The organism is Ekhidna sp. (assembly GCF_965227465.1).
Taxonomy (GTDB): Bacteria; Bacteroidota; Bacteroidia; order Cytophagales; family Cyclobacteriaceae; genus Ekhidna.
In genome coordinates this window covers 2,334,986-2,356,457 of sequence record NZ_OZ245746.1, presented here as the reverse complement: position 1 = coordinate 2,356,457, position 21,472 = coordinate 2,334,986, and the positions used below count along the sequence as shown (strand labels likewise).

At 38.3% G+C, this 21,472-nt stretch carries 22 protein-coding genes; 6 read left to right on the top strand and 16 right to left on the bottom strand.

From position 1 onward, the window contains the following. The 6 genes from ACO05G_RS10340 to ACO05G_RS10315 form a co-directional block, all read right to left on the bottom strand. Nucleotides 1-4,095, bottom strand: coding sequence for a S8 family serine peptidase (locus tag ACO05G_RS10340; RefSeq protein ID WP_421762716.1), 4,095 nt, complete (start codon nucleotides 4,093-4,095; stop codon nucleotides 1-3). Then, a complete protein-coding gene (locus tag ACO05G_RS10335; RefSeq protein WP_421762715.1) occupies nucleotides 4,095-4,889 on the bottom strand; it encodes an SDR family oxidoreductase in 795 nt (264 codons plus the stop codon). The genes ACO05G_RS10340 and ACO05G_RS10335 overlap by 1 nt, the downstream gene beginning before the upstream one ends. Continuing rightward, a complete protein-coding gene (locus tag ACO05G_RS10330; RefSeq protein WP_348284210.1) occupies nucleotides 4,870-5,271 on the bottom strand; it encodes a hypothetical protein in 402 nt (133 codons plus the stop codon). Before ACO05G_RS10330 ends, ACO05G_RS10335 begins: the two co-directional genes overlap by 20 nt. 9 nt (nucleotides 5,272-5,280) lie before the next feature. After that, nucleotides 5,281-5,781: a dihydrofolate reductase gene (locus ACO05G_RS10325; RefSeq protein ID WP_421762714.1), complete on the bottom strand. Its 501-nt coding sequence runs from the start codon at nucleotides 5,779-5,781 to the stop codon at nucleotides 5,281-5,283. A gap of 193 nt (nucleotides 5,782-5,974) precedes the next feature. Next, nucleotides 5,975-6,901, bottom strand: coding sequence for a methionyl-tRNA formyltransferase (gene fmt / locus ACO05G_RS10320; protein WP_421762713.1), 927 nt, complete (start codon nucleotides 6,899-6,901; stop codon nucleotides 5,975-5,977). A 27-nt stretch (nucleotides 6,902-6,928) separates the two neighbouring features. After that, nucleotides 6,929-8,095, bottom strand: a complete 1,167-nt coding sequence (locus tag ACO05G_RS10315; RefSeq protein ID WP_421762712.1) for an aspartyl protease family protein — start codon at nucleotides 8,093-8,095, stop codon at nucleotides 6,929-6,931. 143 nt (nucleotides 8,096-8,238) lie between these two features. Here ACO05G_RS10315 and ACO05G_RS10310 point away from each other — a divergent pair, with 143 nt between their 5' ends. Continuing rightward, nucleotides 8,239-9,096 (top strand): oxidoreductase, encoded by an 858-nt coding sequence (locus ACO05G_RS10310; RefSeq protein WP_421762711.1) that lies wholly within the window; start codon nucleotides 8,239-8,241, stop codon nucleotides 9,094-9,096. On the opposite strand, the gene ACO05G_RS10305 is transcribed toward ACO05G_RS10310, so the two are convergent. Continuing rightward, nucleotides 9,093-10,001, bottom strand: a complete 909-nt coding sequence (locus ACO05G_RS10305) for a LysR family transcriptional regulator (RefSeq protein WP_348284215.1) — start codon at nucleotides 9,999-10,001, stop codon at nucleotides 9,093-9,095. The genes ACO05G_RS10310 and ACO05G_RS10305 overlap by 4 nt on opposite strands. A gap of 102 nt (nucleotides 10,002-10,103) precedes the next feature. On the opposite strand from ACO05G_RS10305, the gene ACO05G_RS10300 reads away from it, so the two are divergent. Together ACO05G_RS10300 and ACO05G_RS10295 are read left to right on the top strand one after the other, a co-directional pair. Then, nucleotides 10,104-11,033 (top strand): DMT family transporter, encoded by a 930-nt coding sequence (locus ACO05G_RS10300; RefSeq protein ID WP_421762710.1) that lies wholly within the window; start codon nucleotides 10,104-10,106, stop codon nucleotides 11,031-11,033. A 3-nt stretch (nucleotides 11,034-11,036) separates the two neighbouring features. Next, nucleotides 11,037-11,399, top strand: coding sequence for a hypothetical protein (locus ACO05G_RS10295; protein ID WP_421762709.1), 363 nt, complete (start codon nucleotides 11,037-11,039; stop codon nucleotides 11,397-11,399). Between the two features lie 5 nt (nucleotides 11,400-11,404). Here the strand turns inward: ACO05G_RS10295 and ACO05G_RS10290 are convergent, their stop codons facing one another. Genes ACO05G_RS10290 through ACO05G_RS10260 form a run of 7 tightly spaced genes read right to left on the bottom strand, consistent with a single transcriptional unit; the run spans nucleotide 11,405 to nucleotide 15,998 of the window. Then, a complete protein-coding gene (locus ACO05G_RS10290) occupies nucleotides 11,405-11,584 on the bottom strand; it encodes a hypothetical protein (protein ID WP_348284218.1) in 180 nt (59 codons plus the stop codon). Nucleotides 11,585-11,590: 6 nt separating this feature from the next. Continuing rightward, nucleotides 11,591-12,274 (bottom strand): hypothetical protein, encoded by a 684-nt coding sequence (locus ACO05G_RS10285; protein ID WP_348284219.1) that lies wholly within the window; start codon nucleotides 12,272-12,274, stop codon nucleotides 11,591-11,593. Nucleotides 12,275-12,316: 42 nt separating this feature from the next. Further along, complete coding sequence (locus ACO05G_RS10280) at nucleotides 12,317-12,682, bottom strand: VOC family protein (RefSeq protein ID WP_421762708.1); 366 nt, start codon at nucleotides 12,680-12,682, stop codon at nucleotides 12,317-12,319. An 11-nt stretch (nucleotides 12,683-12,693) separates the two neighbouring features. Beyond that, nucleotides 12,694-13,563: a pirin family protein gene (locus ACO05G_RS10275; protein ID WP_421762707.1), complete on the bottom strand. Its 870-nt coding sequence runs from the start codon at nucleotides 13,561-13,563 to the stop codon at nucleotides 12,694-12,696. Nucleotides 13,564-13,572: 9 nt separating this feature from the next. Then, a complete protein-coding gene (locus ACO05G_RS10270; RefSeq protein ID WP_421762706.1) occupies nucleotides 13,573-14,487 on the bottom strand; it encodes a glutaminase in 915 nt (304 codons plus the stop codon). Beyond that, nucleotides 14,488-14,847 (bottom strand): DoxX family protein, encoded by a 360-nt coding sequence (locus ACO05G_RS10265; protein WP_421762705.1) that lies wholly within the window; start codon nucleotides 14,845-14,847, stop codon nucleotides 14,488-14,490. A 2-nt stretch (nucleotides 14,848-14,849) separates the two neighbouring features. After that, entirely contained in the window at nucleotides 14,850-15,998 is a 1,149-nt protein-coding gene (locus ACO05G_RS10260) for an exo-beta-N-acetylmuramidase NamZ family protein (RefSeq protein ID WP_421762704.1), read from the bottom strand. 61 nt (nucleotides 15,999-16,059) lie between these two features. Between ACO05G_RS10260 and ACO05G_RS10255 the strand changes: the two genes are divergently transcribed. After that, nucleotides 16,060-17,277 carry an ABC transporter permease gene (locus tag ACO05G_RS10255; RefSeq protein ID WP_421762703.1) on the top strand — a complete coding sequence of 406 codons (1,218 nt, stop codon included), beginning with the start codon at nucleotides 16,060-16,062 and terminating at the stop codon, nucleotides 17,275-17,277. Here ACO05G_RS10255 and ACO05G_RS10250 read toward each other — a convergent pair. Beyond that, complete coding sequence (locus ACO05G_RS10250) at nucleotides 17,274-18,008, bottom strand: polyprenol monophosphomannose synthase (protein WP_421762702.1); 735 nt, start codon at nucleotides 18,006-18,008, stop codon at nucleotides 17,274-17,276. The two genes, ACO05G_RS10255 and ACO05G_RS10250, sit on opposite strands and share 4 nt — an antisense overlap. Nucleotides 18,009-18,064: 56 nt before the next feature. After that, nucleotides 18,065-19,450, bottom strand: coding sequence for an arginine decarboxylase (locus ACO05G_RS10245; protein WP_421762701.1), 1,386 nt, complete (start codon nucleotides 19,448-19,450; stop codon nucleotides 18,065-18,067). Between the two features lie 171 nt (nucleotides 19,451-19,621). Between ACO05G_RS10245 and ACO05G_RS10240 the strand changes: the two genes are divergently transcribed. Both ACO05G_RS10240 and ctlX read left to right on the top strand, forming a co-directional pair. Further along, a complete protein-coding gene (locus ACO05G_RS10240) occupies nucleotides 19,622-20,536 on the top strand; it encodes a dimethylarginine dimethylaminohydrolase family protein (RefSeq protein ID WP_421762700.1) in 915 nt (304 codons plus the stop codon). Next, the gene (ctlX, locus tag ACO05G_RS10235) at nucleotides 20,529-21,464 is read left to right on the top strand and encodes a citrulline utilization hydrolase CtlX (RefSeq protein ID WP_421762699.1); all 936 of its coding nucleotides are present in this window, start codon (nucleotides 20,529-20,531) and stop codon (nucleotides 21,462-21,464) included. The genes ACO05G_RS10240 and ctlX overlap by 8 nt, the downstream gene beginning before the upstream one ends. The last annotated feature ends 8 nt before the right edge of the window (nucleotides 21,465-21,472 follow it).

Genomic DNA, 21,472 nt, shown 5'->3' with positions numbered 1-21,472 from the left:
TCACTCAGATCGAAGTAGAACATGATGAGTAACAGGAGTTTGATCGCTATAAACTTTGATCAAATACAATCCCTTTTTGAGATGTGATATATCTACTTCTTTATTTAATACTTTCCTGATTTCGACCAGTCTTCCATCAAGTTGATAGATTTCTATGTGCTTAATTTTTTCATACTTGAAGTTTATTAATCCGTTTGTCGGATTAGGATAAACCTGGTTATCATGTTTATCACCAATTGATAAGGGCGGGATAAAGTCAAGAAATAAGGTATCTAAAGCCAAGCAGCCTATTGCTGAGTGAGATTGCAAAGTAATTTCATATAGCTCGTTATCCAGAAATATGGTTGGATTTGCTGTAGTCTCTATTGGATCACCATTCAAAAACCACTCGTACGTTACGAGCTCAACGGTTGATTCTGTTGAAAGCGTTACTTGGTTTTTGTTTCTAATAGTTTCGGAGGTATAATTAATTTCAACATGTGGATTCTCATTTTGAATATTCACTTCAATAGGCATACCAGGCAAACCATCATCAAGGCCTACGATGTAGACCTTATCGTGTGAATTTGTTTTTAGTTGAGTGCCTTTTTTGATGAATTGGGTTAATTCAGCATCTTCATAAAAACCAAAATAAGTACCATTAGAGGGTTTGATAACTAAAGAATCCTGATTGCACGAGATTAAATCCTGCTGTGAGGCAAAAGGAGAAGTACTCACATTAATAACTTCCATCAACGTGTTAGTACATCCGTTTGCATCCGTAATAGTCAGTGTAATATCAGTAGATCCAGAAGTAGCTGGGATTTGTATTGATTCCTCGGATCCTGAGTCATTGCCATTAACATGCCATTGAATACTTGCGCCAGCACCAATTTCAGCTGCAGTAATCATTATTTGATGTTGTTCTGATAAGGTATCCGGTATTGAAAAAATCTTGCCATTAACCTCCATTACATCGATAGTGAGGATTGTTTTTAGACTTTCAAATGAATTGTAAATACCAGATAAATAAATTGTTGTGTCTTTTTGAATAGATGAGATGGTTACCATGGATCCGCTTGATGACGGTTCAGTCTGATCTTCAAACGCATAAACCTGTATTCGATCAGCAGTAGGATCATTTAGTAAAACATCTTCACCGGGACAGATAATTACATCAGACAAGCTGGGAGCGGAAGGGCGATTGGCTACAACCAGATTTTTCAATTGGGAATCCACACATCCCTGTGCATTCTCAATGGAGAGGTTAATTGTATAAGTACCGGCTTCAGAAAATGACAATGAAGGGTTTTGCAAGGATGAAGAAGTACCTTGACCAAAGTCCCAACTCCATGATATTGCATCAATACTTTGATCAGTAAACTGAACCACATTGGTAGTTGGGTGATCCAAATAGAGTGTGTCTGTTGACATCTCAAAATCTGCTATCTCTGCGAATAAATTAACCCTGATTTCAAAAATATCTGATGGATAATTTTCGTCTATGTTCTTGACATAAAATGACGTATCACTTGATAGGTTAGAAGCGTTTAGTTCCGACCCGGCAGTGATCAGGTTTTGCCCTAGCGGATCGGTAAAGAACTCATAATTATTGCCTGAAACTGGATTGATAATGATTGAGGAACCATCACAGGTAAAAAGTTTCTCCAATACACGGGGTTTTTGTAAGAACTCATCTAATTTCTCTTGAGCATTTTGCAATTCAGTTTCCAGATTTTCTCTTGAATTTGCTACGCTGTAGATGACATTTACAAATGTTTCATCATATGAGTTCAATGTATCAATTGTAACACCATTAATGGTGGCTACATCATTACCATCACCCTCGGACCCAGCCGATTGAATCTCTTGATTGACCAAGAAGTCATACTTCAAATCATCTGAAAATATGACATCAATGTCTTGTGAATTCCCATTTAGATTGCCTATGTCTAATGCAGAGTATTCTGAATTAATACTGCCAATGATCTGAATTCCTGCGAATTGATTACTTGATTCATTTCTCGCGTAGATGTAATCGTCAATGGAATCATACTCCGCGTAATTAGCTAGTTTATTACCCAAATCCCAATCAGCAAAAATTCCGAAAGAAAGATTATGAATTGGAGTTTCTGAATTATTTACAATACGGTATCTAATAATAAGGAAGTCCTCGTTATCCCAAGCAATATTTGATTGTTCTACAATTAATGGGTTATTGGTATCGGTAAACTCTGAGTATCCAAAATGATCAGCCGCCGGATGATGGTAAAGTTTGTAATTTTTTTGAACGCTGAAATCTTGATTTCGAGCGAGACTTGAATAGTTCGCAATAATATTATCCGAAACCGAGGCAGAATTTGTTGCTAGCATCAATCCTGCATAAATCATGAGTGTATCTAACTCGTATTGAAATCCTGCTCCTACAAAATTTTGACTATAAGAATCAAATCCCAGGTTGCCATTTCCACTAATTGTGATGAACATATTGTCATTACCAAAATCCACATAATTCGGTGAAGTGGTAATTTCTAAAAATTGAAAATCAGTGTATCCCGTGGCTGCATAATCCAATCTTATGTCTAAGGTAGATTCTGGAAGAACTTCTTCATTTAAAATAACTTCAAAAGAAATTTGAGCAGTATCACCCGTATTTAAGAAACCAGGTTGAGATGTTTCTTTCGAAATACTAAAATCATTTTCAGGTGATGATATGCTGATTAGGGGACTATTAATCGGAGATAAAATATTAATAAGCTCTGCTGTTACCTGAACAGTATCTCCGAAAAAAATTTGAGTACCAAAGTTTGATGTTAGATGAAGATTTGTTGACTTAAGTGCTTTTACATTTGACTCACTAACTGCTCGAAAAATATTAAGCCTTCCTTTACCTAGCTTACCATCATAAATGGAATTGGTCCCAATGTCGTATATGTCATCTGCTGTACTACGTACTCGTTCCATAATCTGTATGGCCGATAAATCGGGAAATTGATCTTTTACTAAAGCAGCTGCTGCTGCAACCTGAGGAGCTGAGTAAGAGGTCCCTGGTCCTCCATTTGCGTACCCACCGTTACCAATTGTAGAAAACATACTAACACCGGGTGCAACCAGATCTACCGCATAATTGAATGTAGATCCAGTTGATTTCATATCATCTGCATCTGATGCACCTACGGAAATAACATGATTATAGCTGGCAGGATACCACATGTTTTCTTCTGTGGATTTTCCGCCTTCGTTTCCTGCTGCAGCAATCACGATTACATCCTTTTCCAGTACTGCATAATCGATAATGTCTTGTTCGGATTGTAACGGGAGGCCCATTCGCCCCCAGGAAAGGTTGACAACATCAATCCCATTATCGGCTGCATAGATAATTGCCTCATATAAGCCGTTACTATTTCCACTGGCAGATTTAAACCCCTTTAATGCAGCTACTTTGGTATTATAACCGACCCCTGCAATGCCTTTTCCATTGTTGGTGCTTGCCCCTGCTATACCACCTACAATCATTCCATGATTACCATTTTCAATGTTGGGATCATTATCAACATCTGCAAAGTCATAGCCATTTAAATCATCTATGTATCCATTTCCATCGTTATCCTCTCCATCGATTGGATCTGCGATGTTTTGCCATAGATTGTTTATCAGATCCTCATGATCCAGATCAAGCCCCGAATCAATAATACCAATGGTAATGTCATCATCTCCTGTGGTTATATCCCACGCCTTCTCCACCTGAATATTGGCTAAATAATACTGGTTATTAATTAAGGGATCAGATGGTATTGATAAGGGTTGGTATTGGACTATTGGATCAGCATATAGATACTGTCCTGATTTTCGGAGATCATTACAGAAAGTGATTGGATCCTTACCTTCAGGGACTTTTAGCTTTAAGACTTTCAGTTTATTGACCTGATCTGCCTGTGATAGAGATTTCAGGGAGTTGCCAGGAAATACTACGTTGCTTTCCGTTTTGAACTTGACATAAACCCATTCTTGCTCAATTTTTTGAGAGCTAAAATGGTGAGGTCTTAGCAATTCGAGTTGCTGAGCAAAGGCATGTTGGATGCCTGCAAACAATGCTATTTGAATCAATCTTTTCACTAAGTCACTCTCAATTTTCTTATCGCCTTAGCTGCTGCTTTTGGCCAGAATCTTTTCAAATAGATCCCAAGTTTCTCTTTGGCGCCACCTATATATGCTTCATGTTTGTTGCTTTCTATGGCTTTTATAATTAGGCGAGCACATTTTTCAGGTGCCATACCTTTCTCTTGACCGGGATCCATCTTATTCTGTTGTGATCCATCTCCAATTAATGCATTGAAAGAGATGTTTGTCTTAATATACCCAGGTAGTACAATGGTAACCATTATGTTATCATCGTGATGCTCTGCACGAAGCGCATCATAGAAACCATGAAGCGCATGCTTAGAGGCTCCATATCCTGATCTATATGGCGTATTTATTATTCCCACTGTGGAGGTAACGATCACATGATGACCTTTCTTTCGCTCTACCATTCCAGGTAGCAACATTTTCGATAAAGTAATGGAACCGAAGTAATTAACCTCCATCAACTTACGGTCAACGTCTAAAGAAGTATTTAAAATGGTGTCTCTTTGGCTGATCCCTCCATTATTGATTAGAATATCTACATCGCCAAAAATTGTATTTACTTCCTTCGAACGTTGTTTTAATGAAAAACTATCTGCCAAATCAAGTGACAGTATTTCCACCGTCTCTGACTTACAGTTTTCCTTTACACGCTTTAATTCTTCCTTACGCCGTGCGGATATAATCAGTTTTGCACCTTTTTCAGCAAGTTGATAGGCCAATTCCTCCCCAATACCGGAGCTTGCTCCGGTAAGCCAGACTACACTATTCTTTATCTTGGTCATTCTTACGCTTATTGTTCTCTACAAATACGTAAATACTATAAACACCGACTGCAGTACCAAAAGGAAAACTGAAAATAGAGACACATCCTGCAATGAGTGCGATAACCACACCCCAGCTCTTTTTTTGAAGTAAACCGATACCTCCAACAATAGATGGAAGAGCAGAGAAAATTAATAATAAAATGAAAATTGTTCGGATGATTGAACTCACCATGAATAAAATTTCATCCGCATCTCTGCCAACATCATTTGCAATTTCTTCCGATATAAACGGAAATAAGATTGATACTAAACTTCCGATAAATAGGAAAGTAATGGCAATTAAAGACCCATAGACAATGTGAATGATGCCAAGTGTTCTTTTGTGTGATTCAATATCCATAATGATTGCTTATTTCTTTGAATATACTACGAAATCAAAAGAAAATTTATGACGATCATCAGTTGAGTGATGTTCTCTTGATTCTTCCTTCCATTTTGCTTTGTCAAATTCTGGAAAAGTGACCTGCCCTTCAAACGACTCATTGATTTCCGTCAGGTAAATCTTGTCAGCTATATCAAGTCCCATTCGGTAGATTTCACCACCGCCAATAATAAAAGCTTCTTGTTCCCCCTCATTGTTGGCAAGTTCGATTGCTTCCTGAAGTGATTGTACAACTCTTGCTCCACTGGCTTCATAATCTTCCTGACGTGTGATTACAATATTAGGCCTCTGTGGAAGTGGCCGGAATGAGTGAGGGAGAGACTCCCAATTTTTCCTCCCCATTATGACATGATGACCTTTGGTGGTGTTTTTAAAGTATTTGAAGTCGTCAGGCAGATGCCAGGGAATATCGTTATCCTTCCCGATTACCCTATTGCTGCCCATTGCAGCTATCATTGAAATGATCATAAATCCAATATTTCTCTTTCTTTCGAAATTAAATTAAAGTTAACCATGAGTCTGTTTATCGTCTTAACACTTTACGTATTCATTTCGATTTTAGGAAATATTGTTATTAGGCAAATACAAAGAAGTGACTACCGAGATTGGATTAATTGGGCCACTAAGCTGGCCCGTCCAATGGTATTTTTCGTTAAATGAATTAATTCGTAAAGTGATAACCCCTGAGAAATTCATCCACTTTCATCCTTTTTTTGCCTTCTAATTGCAAGTCCAGTAGGTCAAGTGTTCCGTCTTTAGTGTTTATGCGGATATAATTTTTATCATCGGAGTAAAGTTCACCAATCGGCTTATTTGTTCCCTCAGTGGACTTTTGTACTTCAAATACTTTCATTCCCTTGCCGTCTAGCTGTGTCCAGGCGGCAGGATAGGGGGAGAGACCCCTTACAAAGTTTCTAATATTCTCCGATGGTTGCTGCCAATCTATTCTACAGTCCTCTTTGAAAATTTTAGGAGCTGGTTTTAAAGGTTTATCTGTTTCTTGGGGTAATTGTGGGTAATCAACTTGTTCAATTGCTTTGACTGTTTTTAAAACCAGGTCTGCACCTTTTTCCATCAGCCTGGTATAAAGGCTGCCAACATTGTCATTTTCATTGATGGGTTCTTTTTCCTGAAAGATTATCTCTCCGGTATCTATTTCATGCTTTAGAAAGAAGGTGGTCACACCAGTTTCTGTTTCGCCATTTATAATTGCCCAATTGATGGGAGCGGCTCCTCTATATTGCGGAAGGAGGGAAGCATGTAAATTGAAAGTTCCTAATCGAGGCATATCCCAAACTGCTACTGGAAGCATTCTAAAAGCCACTACTATTTGGAGATCTGCATGGTAGCTTCTGAGCTCTTCTATAAAGGCAGGATCTTTAAGGTTGGTGGGCTGTAAAATATCCAGTCCTGCTTCCACAGCATACGATTTTACAGCAGAAATGCCTAGTTTTTTGCCTCTCCCTTTTGGCTTGTCTGGTGCTGTAATAACAGCTACAACATTCACATCATTCTCAACTAATTTCCTAAGACTCGCTGATGCAAAATCTGGAGTTCCAAGAAAAATAATCCTTAAGTCTTTGCTCATAAACGCAAAGAAAGCCTAAAGCCAGATTTATTCAATTAGGGATCTTAATTTTAATGATACTGTTTTTTCGGTACCTCCCTGATCAATTACCAGTTCAACTGTTTCTCCTTCTTGTTTTAGCATTTTCTTTACCTCAGCCAGATTGACTTCCAACATGGACTTGCCATTTATTTTCACTAATTCGTCATTCATATTGATGCCTGCCTCAGATGCCGGGCTATCTTCAAAAACCTGGTGGATAAGGACTTTTCGCTTGTCCTTTGAAAGTTGAACATCAATACCGCTACAGTTTACTTTGAAGTTTGCATCATAGGTATGGTCTTTTTCTAAGTACATCATCTTTGTTCCATAATCAATGGTCATGTTGTACATACGTAAAATCTGGGAACCAATAATACCAGAAACTTTCTTGTCTGCTTGAATACCAGAAGTAGCAGTGCTTATGCCTATTGGCAGATCTTCAATGGTTTGATTTCCAAATTTGAATGACTCAACATGTCCCTCATAATGAAGCGTTTCATCATCAGAGAGTCCTTTAACTGCATAAGAGTAGTGTTTTCCAGTCTTGTTAATCACATCCCATTGCTCGGCATATGGTGAGTTGAAATCAAGCGTTGTGCCGGCCCCTGTCATCACAAAGAAAGTTCCATCATGTGGTTCCCCATTATTTAGAACGACCGTTCCTTTTATCACTGGAATGGAAACCTGGAGTGTAAAAGGGATTGCATCACCTCTCTTCGGAGAATTGCTATGATCGTAAATATTGATGGTTTTTGTATCGAAATTAAGGTAGATTGAGTGGTGACGAAGCAGATCATACCCAATGATTCCATCGAGATCCATTCCAAGGCTGATTTCCAGGTGATCCAGATCTGTAGAGTAAACCTTCGTGTTTTTTTCCATTAAGAAATGATTGATGGCGATCGTGTTATGCTTTATCAGGTGCCATGCAGAAGATGTTTGATTCATCTCGATTTTCTTACCTTCTAAACTCAATTCCTGTGCTACATCCGTATCAATAACTGTATAACCTGAACCAGTATCGAAAATGAAATCTAATGGTTCAGAATCATCAACACTTACTTTAATTATGATATGATCTCCGAAAAGCTCAAATGGAATGGTTGTGATTGGAGCTTGACTAAAAGCAGAAAATGAAAATACAGTGGCTAGTATGTAGGTTAGTTTCTTCATGATTTTTGGTAATTTGGAATGACAGGATGAAGTTAAAGAGTTTAGTTGATTAGATCACAATGGTAAAACAATAAAGATTATTTCAATCTAAAGGAAGCGAACAATTTGAGAATTGTTCATGTTGAAGTTCAAAATAAAATAAGATGAGTAAAAGAGTTTGGTTAATCACCGGGTGTTCTACCGGTTTTGGTAGGGAATTAGTAAAAGTTGTTGCTGGAAAAGGAGAAATAGCTATTGGAACTGTTCGAAGGAAGGAACAAATAGCTGATCTGGAGGCTATCAATCCGGAACTGGTAAAGGGGGTGATTTTGGATGTGCAAAAACAGGATACGATTGACCAAACAGCTGCAATCATAGCAAAAGAATTTGGAAGGTTAGATGTCCTGGTTAATAATGCTGGATATGGCACTTTAGGACCAATCGAAGAAACAAAGGAGGATGAGATACAAAGACAGTTTGATGTGAATGTATTTGGGTGCGTCAGAATGATGAAATTGGCCCTTCCTTTTATGCGCAAACAAAGAAGTGGCAATATCTTAAACATTACATCAATTGCCGGTCTAAACGGATTTCCGGGAGTTGGAATATACAATGGAAGCAAGTTTGCTCTGGAGGGGATAGGAGAGGCACTGGCTGCAGAAACTAAGCATATCGGTATAAAAGTTACTAATATAGAGCCCGGACCATTCAGGACAGACTGGGCTGGAAGATCAGCAACTTATAACGAGTCGTCTATTGATGAATACAATGAGACTGCTAATAAAAATATGGAAAGTATCCGTGAAGTATCAGGCAACCAGGTAGGTGATCCGATTAAAGCAGCTAATGCAATGTATGAGGTAACAACGCTTGACGAACCACCGGTCCACTTACCTTTAGGAGGGCCTGCCTATAAACGGGTTGGAATTCGGTTACAAGAATTTAAAGAGGAGGTCGAAAAGTTTGAACACCTAGGTAAACCCACAGATTATACAGAAGAGGAGCTAGAAAAAGTGGACTAATTGGTACAGCAACAAAGGCCACCAATGTTACATCTCAAGTGCTGAACAAAATTTTCTAAATATTGAGGTCTTTTTTCATCCTTTAAAGTGGCTGCATGCCAGGTACGGTGTATACCTCTCTTTGTCACCGGAACGAGGGCTAGTCGATTATCTTGTAAATATGGCTCTACGATCCATTTTGCCATCACATTCACACCCATCCCGGCTTTCACAAGCTCAACAACTGCCTCTGTAACTTGTACCTGCATCACTTTTTTAGGACTGACACCTTCAGGAATTAATAGCTGCGAGAAGAGTGAGACTGATTCCAGCGGATAAGAGTGAATGATGATCGTCTGGTCCTGAAAGTCCTGAGCTTCAACGAAGGATTTCTTGGTCCAAGGATGCCCGGCGGGAACCAAGGCAAAGACCTCATCTCTGAATAACTCATGATAATCTACATTTTGACGATCTGAATTTTCATATATAATCGCAAGGTCTATTGATCCATCTAAAATTTGATCTTCGACGCTCGCATCATTGCTATGGAATATTTCTAACTCCACATTTGGAAACTCCTTATTGAAATCCGTCATGAGCGAAGGCAACCAATGATAACATGTGTAGCACTGAGTGGCTAACCGCAATGTGCCACTTGTACCGGAAACGTACTTTTTAATTGACATTTCTGTCTTCTCCAGGTCCTGAAGGATTCTTTCCGCAGACTCTAGCACCATCTTCCCGGCATTGGTAAGGATTAGCTGCTTATTTACCCGGTGGAATAGCTGAGTTCCAAGTTGATTTTCAATTTCCTTTAGTTGATGGCTCAGAGCAGATTGTGAAAGAAATAATGCATCCTTTGCTTTGGTGAGACTTTTAGTCTCTGCAACCTCCCTAATTAATTTTAAATGCCTGATTTCCATCATTCAATATTAGTAAATTTAATTGTTTTGATAAAATCAATTCATCCAATTAATAGTTCATTCGAATTTTAATAGCGTTCAATTTGGAATACAAAAGAACGCATTATGAAAACCAAGAACATCTACTTACTGATACTATTGGCTAGCCTTTGGGGTCCGTCATTTCTATTCATAAAAATCGCTGTTGCAGAAGTCCCTCCGGTTATGTTGGCGGCAATAAGAATCGGTATTGCAGCGATTATTCTGAACCTTATTCTGCTACTTCAAAAAAGGCACTTACCTCTAAGCCTTGATTTTTGGAAGAAAACCGTGATAGCAGGTTTTTTTGCACAAGGACTTCCTTTTGTTTTGATCAATTGGGGAGAGCAATATGTGGATAGTTCACTTGCATCTGTGATCAATGGGTTGATGCCACTATTCACCATCATCTTTGCTCATTTTATGATTGCTGAAGAGCAAATCACGAACCGGAAATTATTCGGTATAGCACTGGGCTTTATTGGGTTGTTGGTTTTAGTAATGCCGGGATTCAGAATGAGTTCAGGAGGTAATTTCCTTGGTATTATGTCAATTATACTGGCAACAGTTAGTTATGGTATTGGTCTGACATTAATTCGGAAATATTTCGCTAAAACTTCATCTATAAAGGCGCCAGCAGCTCAGCTATTATCTGTTTCTATCTATCTGATACCATTAGCTGTTTTATTATATCCGAACTTTGAAATAACCTCTCTAAGCATGCCTGCGATAGGTTCGGTTTTAATGTTAACAGTTTTTGGAACTGCGATAGCATTTATTATTTACTTCAAGTTAATCGAACAGTCAAGTGCGGCATATGCTTCGCTTGTAACCTATCTGATGCCCATATATGGAGTGGTGTTGGGCACGATCTTTTTGGAAGAGAAAGTATCTGCTTGGATGCTTCTAGGTACGGTATTAATACTAGTAGGTATTCGGGTTACCAAAAAATCCAACTCATTAAAGCGAAGTATTGCTTTCAACATTGATCAAGCTTTATACTCAAAGTTTCGATAGGTTATGATTCGCTTTAAGGTTCAAATCATATTGATCATGCTGGCTAATTATTTTTTTGCTATCGGACAAGTGAAAACAAATAGGAATTATGAAATCTCAGATGATATCATCGTGTTGGTGATTCGGAAAATGCAGCAGGTTGAAACACTGCGTCAAGTAGATTCAAAGTGGAATTCAGCGTATGAAACCACTAATAATTTAATAGGTATTAAGCATCAACCATCAGCGGATTTTAATATTTATTTAATGTTAACCCATCAGTTAACGTCGGGAATACGAACTGGCATTGAGGTCTCGCTCAACTATGCTGGTGTAGTAAACTTTACCAGTCAAATCTCATTGAGAAAAAGAGAGGAACGAATGTGAGGCGTTTAAAACTTTGATTTCAAGAATTTCTCTATGGACTTTTGATCAAGATTTAAAGATTCCAGCATTTGTCTGGCTTTTTCTTTATTCTTTTTCAAAGTTCTTTTGAAAGTTTGAAACTGACCGGTCACTTTTAATCTTTCGATTATGGTCATTCCTGTGTAATTGGATTGAATGGTGCTCATAGTTATTTATGCTTTAGTTTCGTTTTGGTAACTCATTTGAAAACCAATTTTATTTCCGGCTCCAAGTGATTGCGTTTTTTCCAACTTTTCCCGAACCGTGATATTACGAATCTTGGGAAATGGTGGTGCTATCAGATCATTTTCAGCAGCTTGTGCAATTATAAGTTTGATCAAAACAGTTAAGTCTACCTTTTCTAAAGACTTTGCTGAAACAGATTCAAACATAAAACCGATCTGCCTATCACCTTCAACGACAAAATGATTTTCATAGTTTATTAACAATCTTGCTAATAGATAACCAGGATCATTTAGTCGATTAAACTCAAAAGAGTCGGCCATGAAATTGTATACATTTATTTGACCCATGTATTTTCGAAGTGGTTGGTCTTGGACGTAATCGGATTTGTTGTACTCATAATCAGCTGGCAAGGTGATGATATTTGTATGGAGTACAAAAACGATTAGATCTCCTGCAACGTGCACATGAAATTCCTGATCGTTGACTGATTCAACTTCCAATTTAACATCTTCATCGCGATCTGTAGTTCTTGATCTAAGTTCATCAATTACTGACTTAGCTTCTTTTTTTAGTTGCTTGAAAGCCTTACAGACATTGCGATAAGTCTTTTGCTTTATTGAGGACTTTGTCAGTAAGATTTCAGCGATGCTTTCAATGGGGTCTTGCTTCATTGTTTTATGCTTTGATAGTAAAAGCTCAAATGGTAAATTTTGTTAGTTTTCTTGGTGTAAGGCTACTCTATTGCCTTCAGAATCTTCAAAATGAGCAACAAACCCATGCTGACCAATGCTCATTTTTTCATTGATAACTTTTCCACCAGAGGCTTCAATGCGAGGAATTACATCATTGATTTCTTTCACAGAAAAATATATCAGTGCACCTTCATGCGAAGGGATATAGCTTTCTTGTTTAATTAAAGTACCAGTGGCTCCTTCCTGATCCTGTTCAAATGGAAAGAAAGACATGACAGAAGTGCCCATTTCCATATTGTCGGCCATTTGAATGTTGAATATGGACTGATAGAATTTTTTCGCGCGATCCATGTCATTAACGGGGAGTTCAAACCAATTTGATCTCATAATTGTAGTTTTTAGGGTAGAGGTATATAGGAATTGTCATTTTCAACCTTTGGAAAAAGCTTATCCTTCCATGCAGATTTTGCTTCTTCTATCTTTTGTTTATCTGAAGATACGAAATTCCAAAAAATATGTCGTTCCTCGGGAAATGGTTCGCCTCCGAATAGTAGTATTCGTGACCCTCTCTGGATAGAGAGCTGACATGCATACTCTGATTTAGAGACAAGCATATTTCCTTTACTTACTAATTGATCACATGCTTTAATGCTACCCTCTACTACACAGAAACCAATTTCACCCCTTAATTGATCCTGAATGGTGAGGTCATAATCATTGGAAGTTTGGATGTCAATCATAAATAGGTCTGAATGAACGGAAAGGGGAGACACCTTTCCAAAACCCTTCCCGGCAATTAGTTTAAATGAGGCAGCCCCATCTCGCCATGTTGGCAACTCTGATCCATCTAAATGTTGAAATTCGGGTTGCATGTTTTCTTTTGCTTTGGGCAATGCGACCCAAATCTGATAGCCATGCATGGTGAATTCCTGCCCTTGTCTTAAACTCGCAGGTGTCCGTTCTGTATGAGTGGCACCTTTACCAGCTGTCATCCAGTTTACTGATCCTGGCTTGATATGCTGATTTGTTCCAATACTATCCCTGTGTTGGATTTCTCCTTCAAATAAGTAAGTCAGAGTAGACAACCCAATGTGAGGATGTTGATCTATATCCAGGTAAGTCCCCGGTTTGATGGGTGTAGGACCCATGTGGTCAATGAAAATGAATGGACCTACCATTCTTTTCTTTCTAAATGGGATAAGTCTTCCAACAAGGAAGTCTCCAATATCTCTGCTACGTTCTTCTATTATTAGATCGGTGTTTGACATAGTTCTATATTAAAAAATGGAAGATCCTGTCATATCTGTGAGCATTTCCAACGCAGACATTCCGGCTGTGGAATTACCCTTTTCATTAAGCTTTGGACTCCATACTGCCACGCTAAACATATTGGGATAGATAGCTACTATCCCCCCACCGACACCACTCTTTCCGGGAAGACCTACCCGAAATGAAAACTCCCCTGCTTCATCGTAAAACCCACATGTTTGCATGAGTGCATTAATACGCTTGGTACGTTTCACACTTAATATTTGTTCACCGGTTTCTTGCAGGCAACCGTGATTGGCATAAACCATGAAAGTGTTAGCTAGCTCCTTGCAAGACATACTTATCGAGCACGTATAAAAATAGAAATCAAGCACTTCTTCCACATCGTTCTTGATGTTTCCATATGATTTCATCAAGTTGACCATTGCGGCATTATTGAAGCCCTCAGCTTTTTCAGATTCTGCTACTTTTTCATTGTAATGAATGTCTGCATTTCCTGCTATTTTCCTTACAAATTCAAGATATTCTTTCTTAGGATCTTTCAGGTTAGATATCAAGACATCACAGATGACCAAAGCTCCCGAATTGATCAGTGGGTTTCTCGGTATTCCATTTTCATGTTCAAGCTGAACCAAAGAATTGAAAGGGTCCCCTGAAGGTTCAACGTCCACTCGTTCCCAAAGCTTATCATCCTCCTGTAAAAGGGCCAGTGACAGTGACAGGACTTTAGAAATACTTTGGATTGAAAACCGCTCCTCAGAATCACCAAAGCAGAACTCATCACCAATAACACTACACAGGTGCATTCCAAATTTATTGGGTGAAATTTTAGCAAGTTCTGGTATATACGTGGCAACCTCTCCAGGTAGTTCTTTACAGTCTATATTGTTTTGAATTTGATCTAAAATTCCTTGATAATCCATTTAATCGTAAACCTTTTTATTATAAGTATATGAAATAATCCAAAGTGCAAGAGCTGCTATGGCGAGGTAGTGACCTCCATCATTTGCTGCGAGATGCCCTTCTAATGCAAGAGTGAAATCAAGTAAAAAACCGAAATATGCCCACTCTTTTAGCGTTTTGGAGAAGTTGGAGAGAATGGTTGCAATGCCTGCGATTTTTAAAATTGCCAGAGGGATAACAATTCGTTCATTGTATCCCAGGCTTAGAAATATTTTTGTTACTTCTTCTGTGTTTATGAAATACATGATTGATGATGATATCATCATCAAGCTTAGTAATCCTGTGGCAATCCAATAAATAACTTTGTTTCTCTTTTCCATTTCTAGTTATATAACAAATACTTGGTTCTTTTTTGTTTGAACTGATTTAAGGATTCTTGCCAGGTAGCTCGAATTTCACTTTCAGTCATTCCCATTTCTACTTGTTTTTGAAGTACATCATTTCCAGCCAAACGTTTAAAGTAATCATTAAAAAAATCGACTTCATTCATTTTTTTATAGGCTTGGATCAATGGTTGGAGCGAGAACTTATATTGTGGTTTTTCACCTTTCCAGGAGAATCCATAGCATTTCTGATCCTCATAAGGAGGCCATTTAGCTCCTTCCCTGGACCTTGGAGTGAATGAATACGTGGTGTCAGGATATTGGGGATGTCCTATTTGTTGAAAAGCATGATCTGTACCTCGCCCGACGGACATGATTGTACCTTCAAAAAGGCATAAGCTGGGATAAAGAGATATACTTAAATCATCCGGCAGATTAGGTGATGGTTTAACAGGTAATGAATAGGGGATAGTATGATCCCAATTTTCCACCGGAATCACTGTAAGATCTGCTGTTAATCCATTTTCGAGCCAACGTTCTCCATTAATCATAAGTGCTAACTCACCAACAGTCAACCCATGAACGATCGGGATCGGATGCATACCAACAAAGGAGCTAAATGCAGTATCAAGTACCGGTCCATCTACATAGCTTCCATTGGGGTTCGGGCGGTCCAGGATAACTAGTGGAATGTTGTTTTTCGCGCAACCCTCCATGACATAATGCATGGTGCTGATATATGTGTAAAAACGAGCACCAACGTCCTGAATGTCAAAGATCATTAAATCAATACCATTCAATTGTTCCTTTGTCGGTTTCTTATTCTTACCATATAAGGAAATCAATTCAAAAGGTGAATCAGCGCTATCATATGCTATGCTTACACCATCGCTCACTGTTCCGGTAAATCCGTGCTCTGGTGTATATACCTTAGTTACGTTTATTCCCAATGAAAGTAAAGAATCAGTGAGGTGAGTTTCGTTTATTAACGAACTATGATTTACAGTCAGGCCTATTGACTTTTCTTTCAAAAGAGACAAGTATTGCTCTGTTTGATATGCTCCGGGCGATATAGTAGTAGGAGCTTCCTGTGATTGATTGGAACATCCTGAAATAATAATGAGCGATAGAAAAAGGAATCTTTGCATATTAAATCCCCAAGTTAGTTTGTTCTTACAGGATTGAAAACCCTACTTTGCACTTCGTAGAATGAATCTTCCATTTTTTATATCAAAACGCATAGCAAAAGAGGCTTCTGGCTCCTTTTCTGGTATTATCAATCGGATAGCTGTCGTGAGTATCGGAGTAGGTCTCGCAGTTTTGATTTTGGCCTTTATGGTTTTGTATGGATTCAAAAAAGAGATTAAGGACAAGATTTACAGTTTTAGCGGACATCTTATAATAAGTAAATACACACTATCAACTTCATTTGAAGAATCATCAATTACTGTAGATGACTCACTGATTCGATCTCTTAATATATATCCAATGATTTCACGGTTCCAGCCTTATGCGATGAAAGCAGCATTGCTGAAAACGGAGGAAGAAGTTCAGGGTGTAATTATAAAAGGCGTGGATGAGTCTTTTGATACAACCGGTTTCCAGAAGCACATGGTTAAGGGTCGGTTTCCAAACTTATCGGCTGAGAAATATTCAACGGAGGTTGCGATGAGTAAACGGGTTTCCAATTACCTGGAATTAGGTATTGGCGATGAGGTGTTGATCTATTTCGTGCAAAATCCTCCAAGATTCAGAAGACTTCAAATCACTGGTATATATGAAACCGGGCTTGAAGAGTTTGATGAGAAAATCATTTTGGGAGATCTGGATTTGATAAGAAGGATAAATAATTGGCCAGACTCTCTTGCAGGAGGTATTGAAGTATTTTTGAATGATACTGACAGGCTGGAGGAGGCAGCAGATCATCTTTTTCATGCCCTCGACATTGACCTTTATGTAGATAAAGTAACAGATCGATACATTCAAATTTTTGATTGGCTCAATTTGCTTAACCGAAATGTCGTCGTTTTATTAACGATTATCTTATTTGTTTCAGGCACAAGTATCATTTCCATATTACTCATTTTGATTATGGAACGAACACAAATGATTGGCGTGCTAAAATCGCTAGGCTCTCCAAACAAGTTGATCCGTCAAATCTTCATTCTAAACGGAATTCAACTAATTCTAAGAGGACTATTTTGGGGCAATGTGATCGGCTTAGGGCTTGGATTGTTACAATCTTATTACAAGATCATTCCATTGGATGCAGCAAATTATTACATGTCGCATGTACCTATTCAAATTGATATACCGACAATTATTGGTTTGAATATGTTGGTTTTGACGCTCATTGGCGTAACACTTTTGATTCCTGTCGCTATAATTTCAAGAATTAGGCCTTTAAAAGCGATTAGGTTTGATTAATAAACTGGTTCGTATTTCTTAAACAGGCTCTTGATCTTCATTTGTAATACACCAATTACTGCTTCCTTAAAGATTCCCTTTGACATTTTAGATGTACCTTTTGTTCGGTCCGTGAAAATGATCGGAACTTCTACGATTTTAAACCCATGCTTCCATGCATTGAATTTCATTTCTATTTGAAAAGCATATCCGATGAAGTGGATCTTATTTAAATCAAGTTTTTCAAACACACTTCTGCTGTAGCATTTAAAACCGGCTGTGCTATCCCTGAAAGGCATGCCCGTAACAATTCGAACATAGAAACTGGCAAAATAACTCATCAAAACCCGACCCATTGGCCAGTTTACAACATTCACTCCGGTCACGTACCTACTACCGATTGCAACATCAGCTCCTTCTACACAAGCAGCATGTAACCGAATAAGGTCATTTGGGTCATGAGAAAAGTCTGCATCCATCTCACAGATGTAATCATATCCCTTCTCGAGTGCCCATTTGAATCCGGTAATATACGCAGTGCCCAAACCAAGCTTTCCTTCCCGTTCTATGAGATAGACACGATCTGGCGTTTTTTCAATTTCTTCTTTTACAATTTTAGCTGTACCATCAGGAGAGCCATCATCAACAACCAGTATGTCAAAGAGCGGGGAGAGCGCCCTGGTCACATTAATGATGTCGCGAATATTTTCGCATTCATTATATGTTGGTATGACTACTAGATTTTTAGACATTTATCAAAAATACCTTGAATTGATCAAGGTGATACTAGTTGAACAATTAAATTATCTCAATACCCTAAAATCTTCATCATATCCTCGCTTTTTTGTTCGGGAGCAAAAAGTTCGTGAGTAATGTTCCCGTCTTTATCGCGATCGATAATAATATGTTTTGGGGCAGGGATAAGGCAATGCTGAATGCCACCATAACCACCTAAAGATTCCTGATAGGCACCTGTGTGGAAGAATCCAAAATATAAAGTCTCATTCTCATCATATTGAGGTAAGAATACCTCACCAATATGGGCCTCTGAGTCGTAATAATCTTGACTATCGCAAGTAAGGCCCCCCAGATTCACACGGTGATAAGGACTTTTCCAGTGATTGATTGGAAGCATTATATATTTTTCATTGAGGCCCCATACATCAGGCATATGAGTAATGAATGAGCCATCCATCATATACCAAAGCTCCTTGTCGTTCTGTAGTTTTTGATCAAGAACTGAATAGATGGTTGCACCACTTTCTCCTACCGTAAAACTTCCAAATTCAGTGAAAATATTCGGGACAGGAACATGGTTCTTTTTGCAAATCCATTGAATGTTCTCAATGATCTGTTCAGCCATGTACGGATAGTCATAATCAAAGTGAAGAGAATTCTTAATTGGAAATCCACCACCTATGTCAATTGTATCCAACTCCGGACAGATTTTCTTTAACTCGCAATATTTATATATGAACCTACTTAGCTCACTCCAATAGTAAGCAGAATCTTTAATTCCAGTGTTTATAAAGAAATGAAGCATCTTCAATTTTGCTTTAGAACCTTCGATCTGTTCTTTATAATATGGAAGAATGTCATTGTAGCGAATCCCTAACCTGGAAGTGTAAAATGCAAAATTTGGTTCTTCATCTGCGGCAATACGTATACCTATCTGAAACTCATCATTGACATTTTCTTTATAATGAGCCAGCTCATTCAGGTTATCAAGAATCGGGATACAATTTTTATACCCCTCATTTAGGATGGCTGCCACTTCTTGAAGGTAAAGTGGCCTTTTAAAGCCATTACAGATGATATAGTGATCTTTTGTAAGCTTACCAGCTTTAAGCATACTCCTAACAATAGGGATATCATATGCTGAGGATGTTTCAATGTGTGCATTATTTGAAAGAGCTTCCTCAACTACAAATCGAAAGTGCGAACTTTTAGTGCAATACGCGTACGTATATGTTCCTTCATATTTGTGTTTTTTTATCGCTTCATTAAAAATTTTGTAAGCATATTTAATGTTTTGTTCAATCTTAGGAAGGTAGCTTAGCTTTAATGGAGTCCCATATTCTTTGATAATCTCCATGAGATTGACTCCATGAAAATGAAGGTTATCTTTTTCTACTTTGAATTCTTTGGTTGGAAAGTAAAAAGTCTGATCGATTAGATCTGCGTATTTTCTCATTTTAGGTAAAAGGATTGCGATGCAATTATCTGTTAAAAACAGGATTCATGAAAGGATTTAGGACTTGATTTTGAATCTCTTTGCCAGATCAAACAATAAAAGAATCCTTTTAGATTACATGCCAATAACCTTGATTATTCAGTTTAATTTTGCGTCGATTTTCGAATTTATATGATCACCGTTAAGATACTAGACGAAACAGCGCCCTTAGAGGCAGTTATATTAGGTATAGCCAATGATATGGGGGGAGTTCCCGAGATTGAGCGTACGTATGATCCAAAATCTAAGGAGCATATACTAGCTGGCACCTTCCCCAAAGAAGCAGATCTGATCGCAGAAATGGATGGGGTGGCTAAAGTGCTGGAAAAGCATGGGGTTAAGGTTTACCGTCCTGAAAATATCCCGAATCTGAATCAGATATTCGCGCGAGATATCTCATTTGTAATCCAGGACAAATTGGTGATTCCCTGTGTCACACCAGAAAGAAAGTTAGAGTCGGATGGAATAGAATATGTGACAGAGCAGGTAGAAAACGTATTGCTACCTGATGAACATGAGCGGATGGAAGGTGGAGATGTTATGCCTTGGAGGGATCACATTTTTGTTGGGTATTCAAGGGAAGAAGACTTTAAGAAATACACTGTTTCAAGAACAAATGAGGCAGCTGTTGATTATTTAAGTAGAAATTTCCCTGATCACAAGGTGAAGGCTTTTGAATTAAATAAATCAGATAATGATCCCCGTGAAAACGCTCTTCATTTGGATTGTTGTTTTCAGCCGGTAGGCAAAGACAAAGCAATTATCTACAAAGGTGGATTTAAACATGAAGCTGATGTGGAGTATCTGATCAATTTCTTTGGAGCAGACAATGTTTTTGAGATAACTAAAGAGGAGATGTATGAAATGAATTCCAATTTCTTTTCCATTAGCCCAGAAGTAGTAATCTCAGATGGCAGCTTTTCGAGACTTAACGATCAATTTAGAAAGTGGGGGTTGAAAGTCGAAGAAGTCAACTACAGGGAAACAGCTAAAATGGAAGGTTTATTAAGATGTTCAACTATGCCTTTGCGGAGAAGATATGAGTAAGCAAATTACCAATAATATCATGATGATCCGACCGATCGCCTTTCATATGAATGAGCAAACAGCGGTCAACAATTATTATCAAAAAAATGAGGAAGGAGTAAGCCCGGAGGATATTCAAAAGGAAGCGCAAACGCAATTCGATCAATTTGTTGATAAGTTGAGAAAAGAAGGCGTAAGTGTCACCGTTTTTGAAGATACCATAGACCCACAAACTCCTGATTCCATTTTCCCGAATAACTGGATTTCATTTCATCAAGATGGCGTAATTCGGCTGTATCCCATGTATGCTGAAAATCGTCGGCTGGAAAGGAGAGAAGACATCATAGAAGGTTTGAAGGAGCGTTTTAAGATAAATGACATCATTAGCTTCACCGATTGGGAAGCGAAAGGAGCATACCTTGAAGGTACAGGCAGTTTATTGTTAGACCGGCAAAATAAGATTGCCTATGCAGCTATCTCAGAGCGCACAATGCCAAATGTATTAGAAGACTTCTGCGATGAAGCAGGATATGAGCCAGTTACTTTTCATGCTTTGCAGACGGTAAATGGGAAACGACTTCCAATCTATCACACCAATGTAATGATGTGTCTGGGTGAGGAGTTTGCGATAGTTTGCCTTGATAGTATTGATGATTTGCAAGAACGAGAAAATCTGGTTGAACAACTGGAAGAAACCAATAAGGAGATCATTGAAATTTCAGAAGAACAGAAAGAACAATTTGCTGGTAATATGCTTCAGGTTTTAGGAAGTGATGACCAGCGGTTAGTAGTAATGTCTAGCGCAGCATTCAATTCATTGAGTGATGATCAAAGAAATACACTAAAAAAGTACGGAAAACTCGTTTACAGCGACATTCACACCATTGAAAAACTGGGCGGAGGTAGTGCGAGATGTATGATGGCCGAAATTTTTAATCCAATAAAATAGCACCGAGC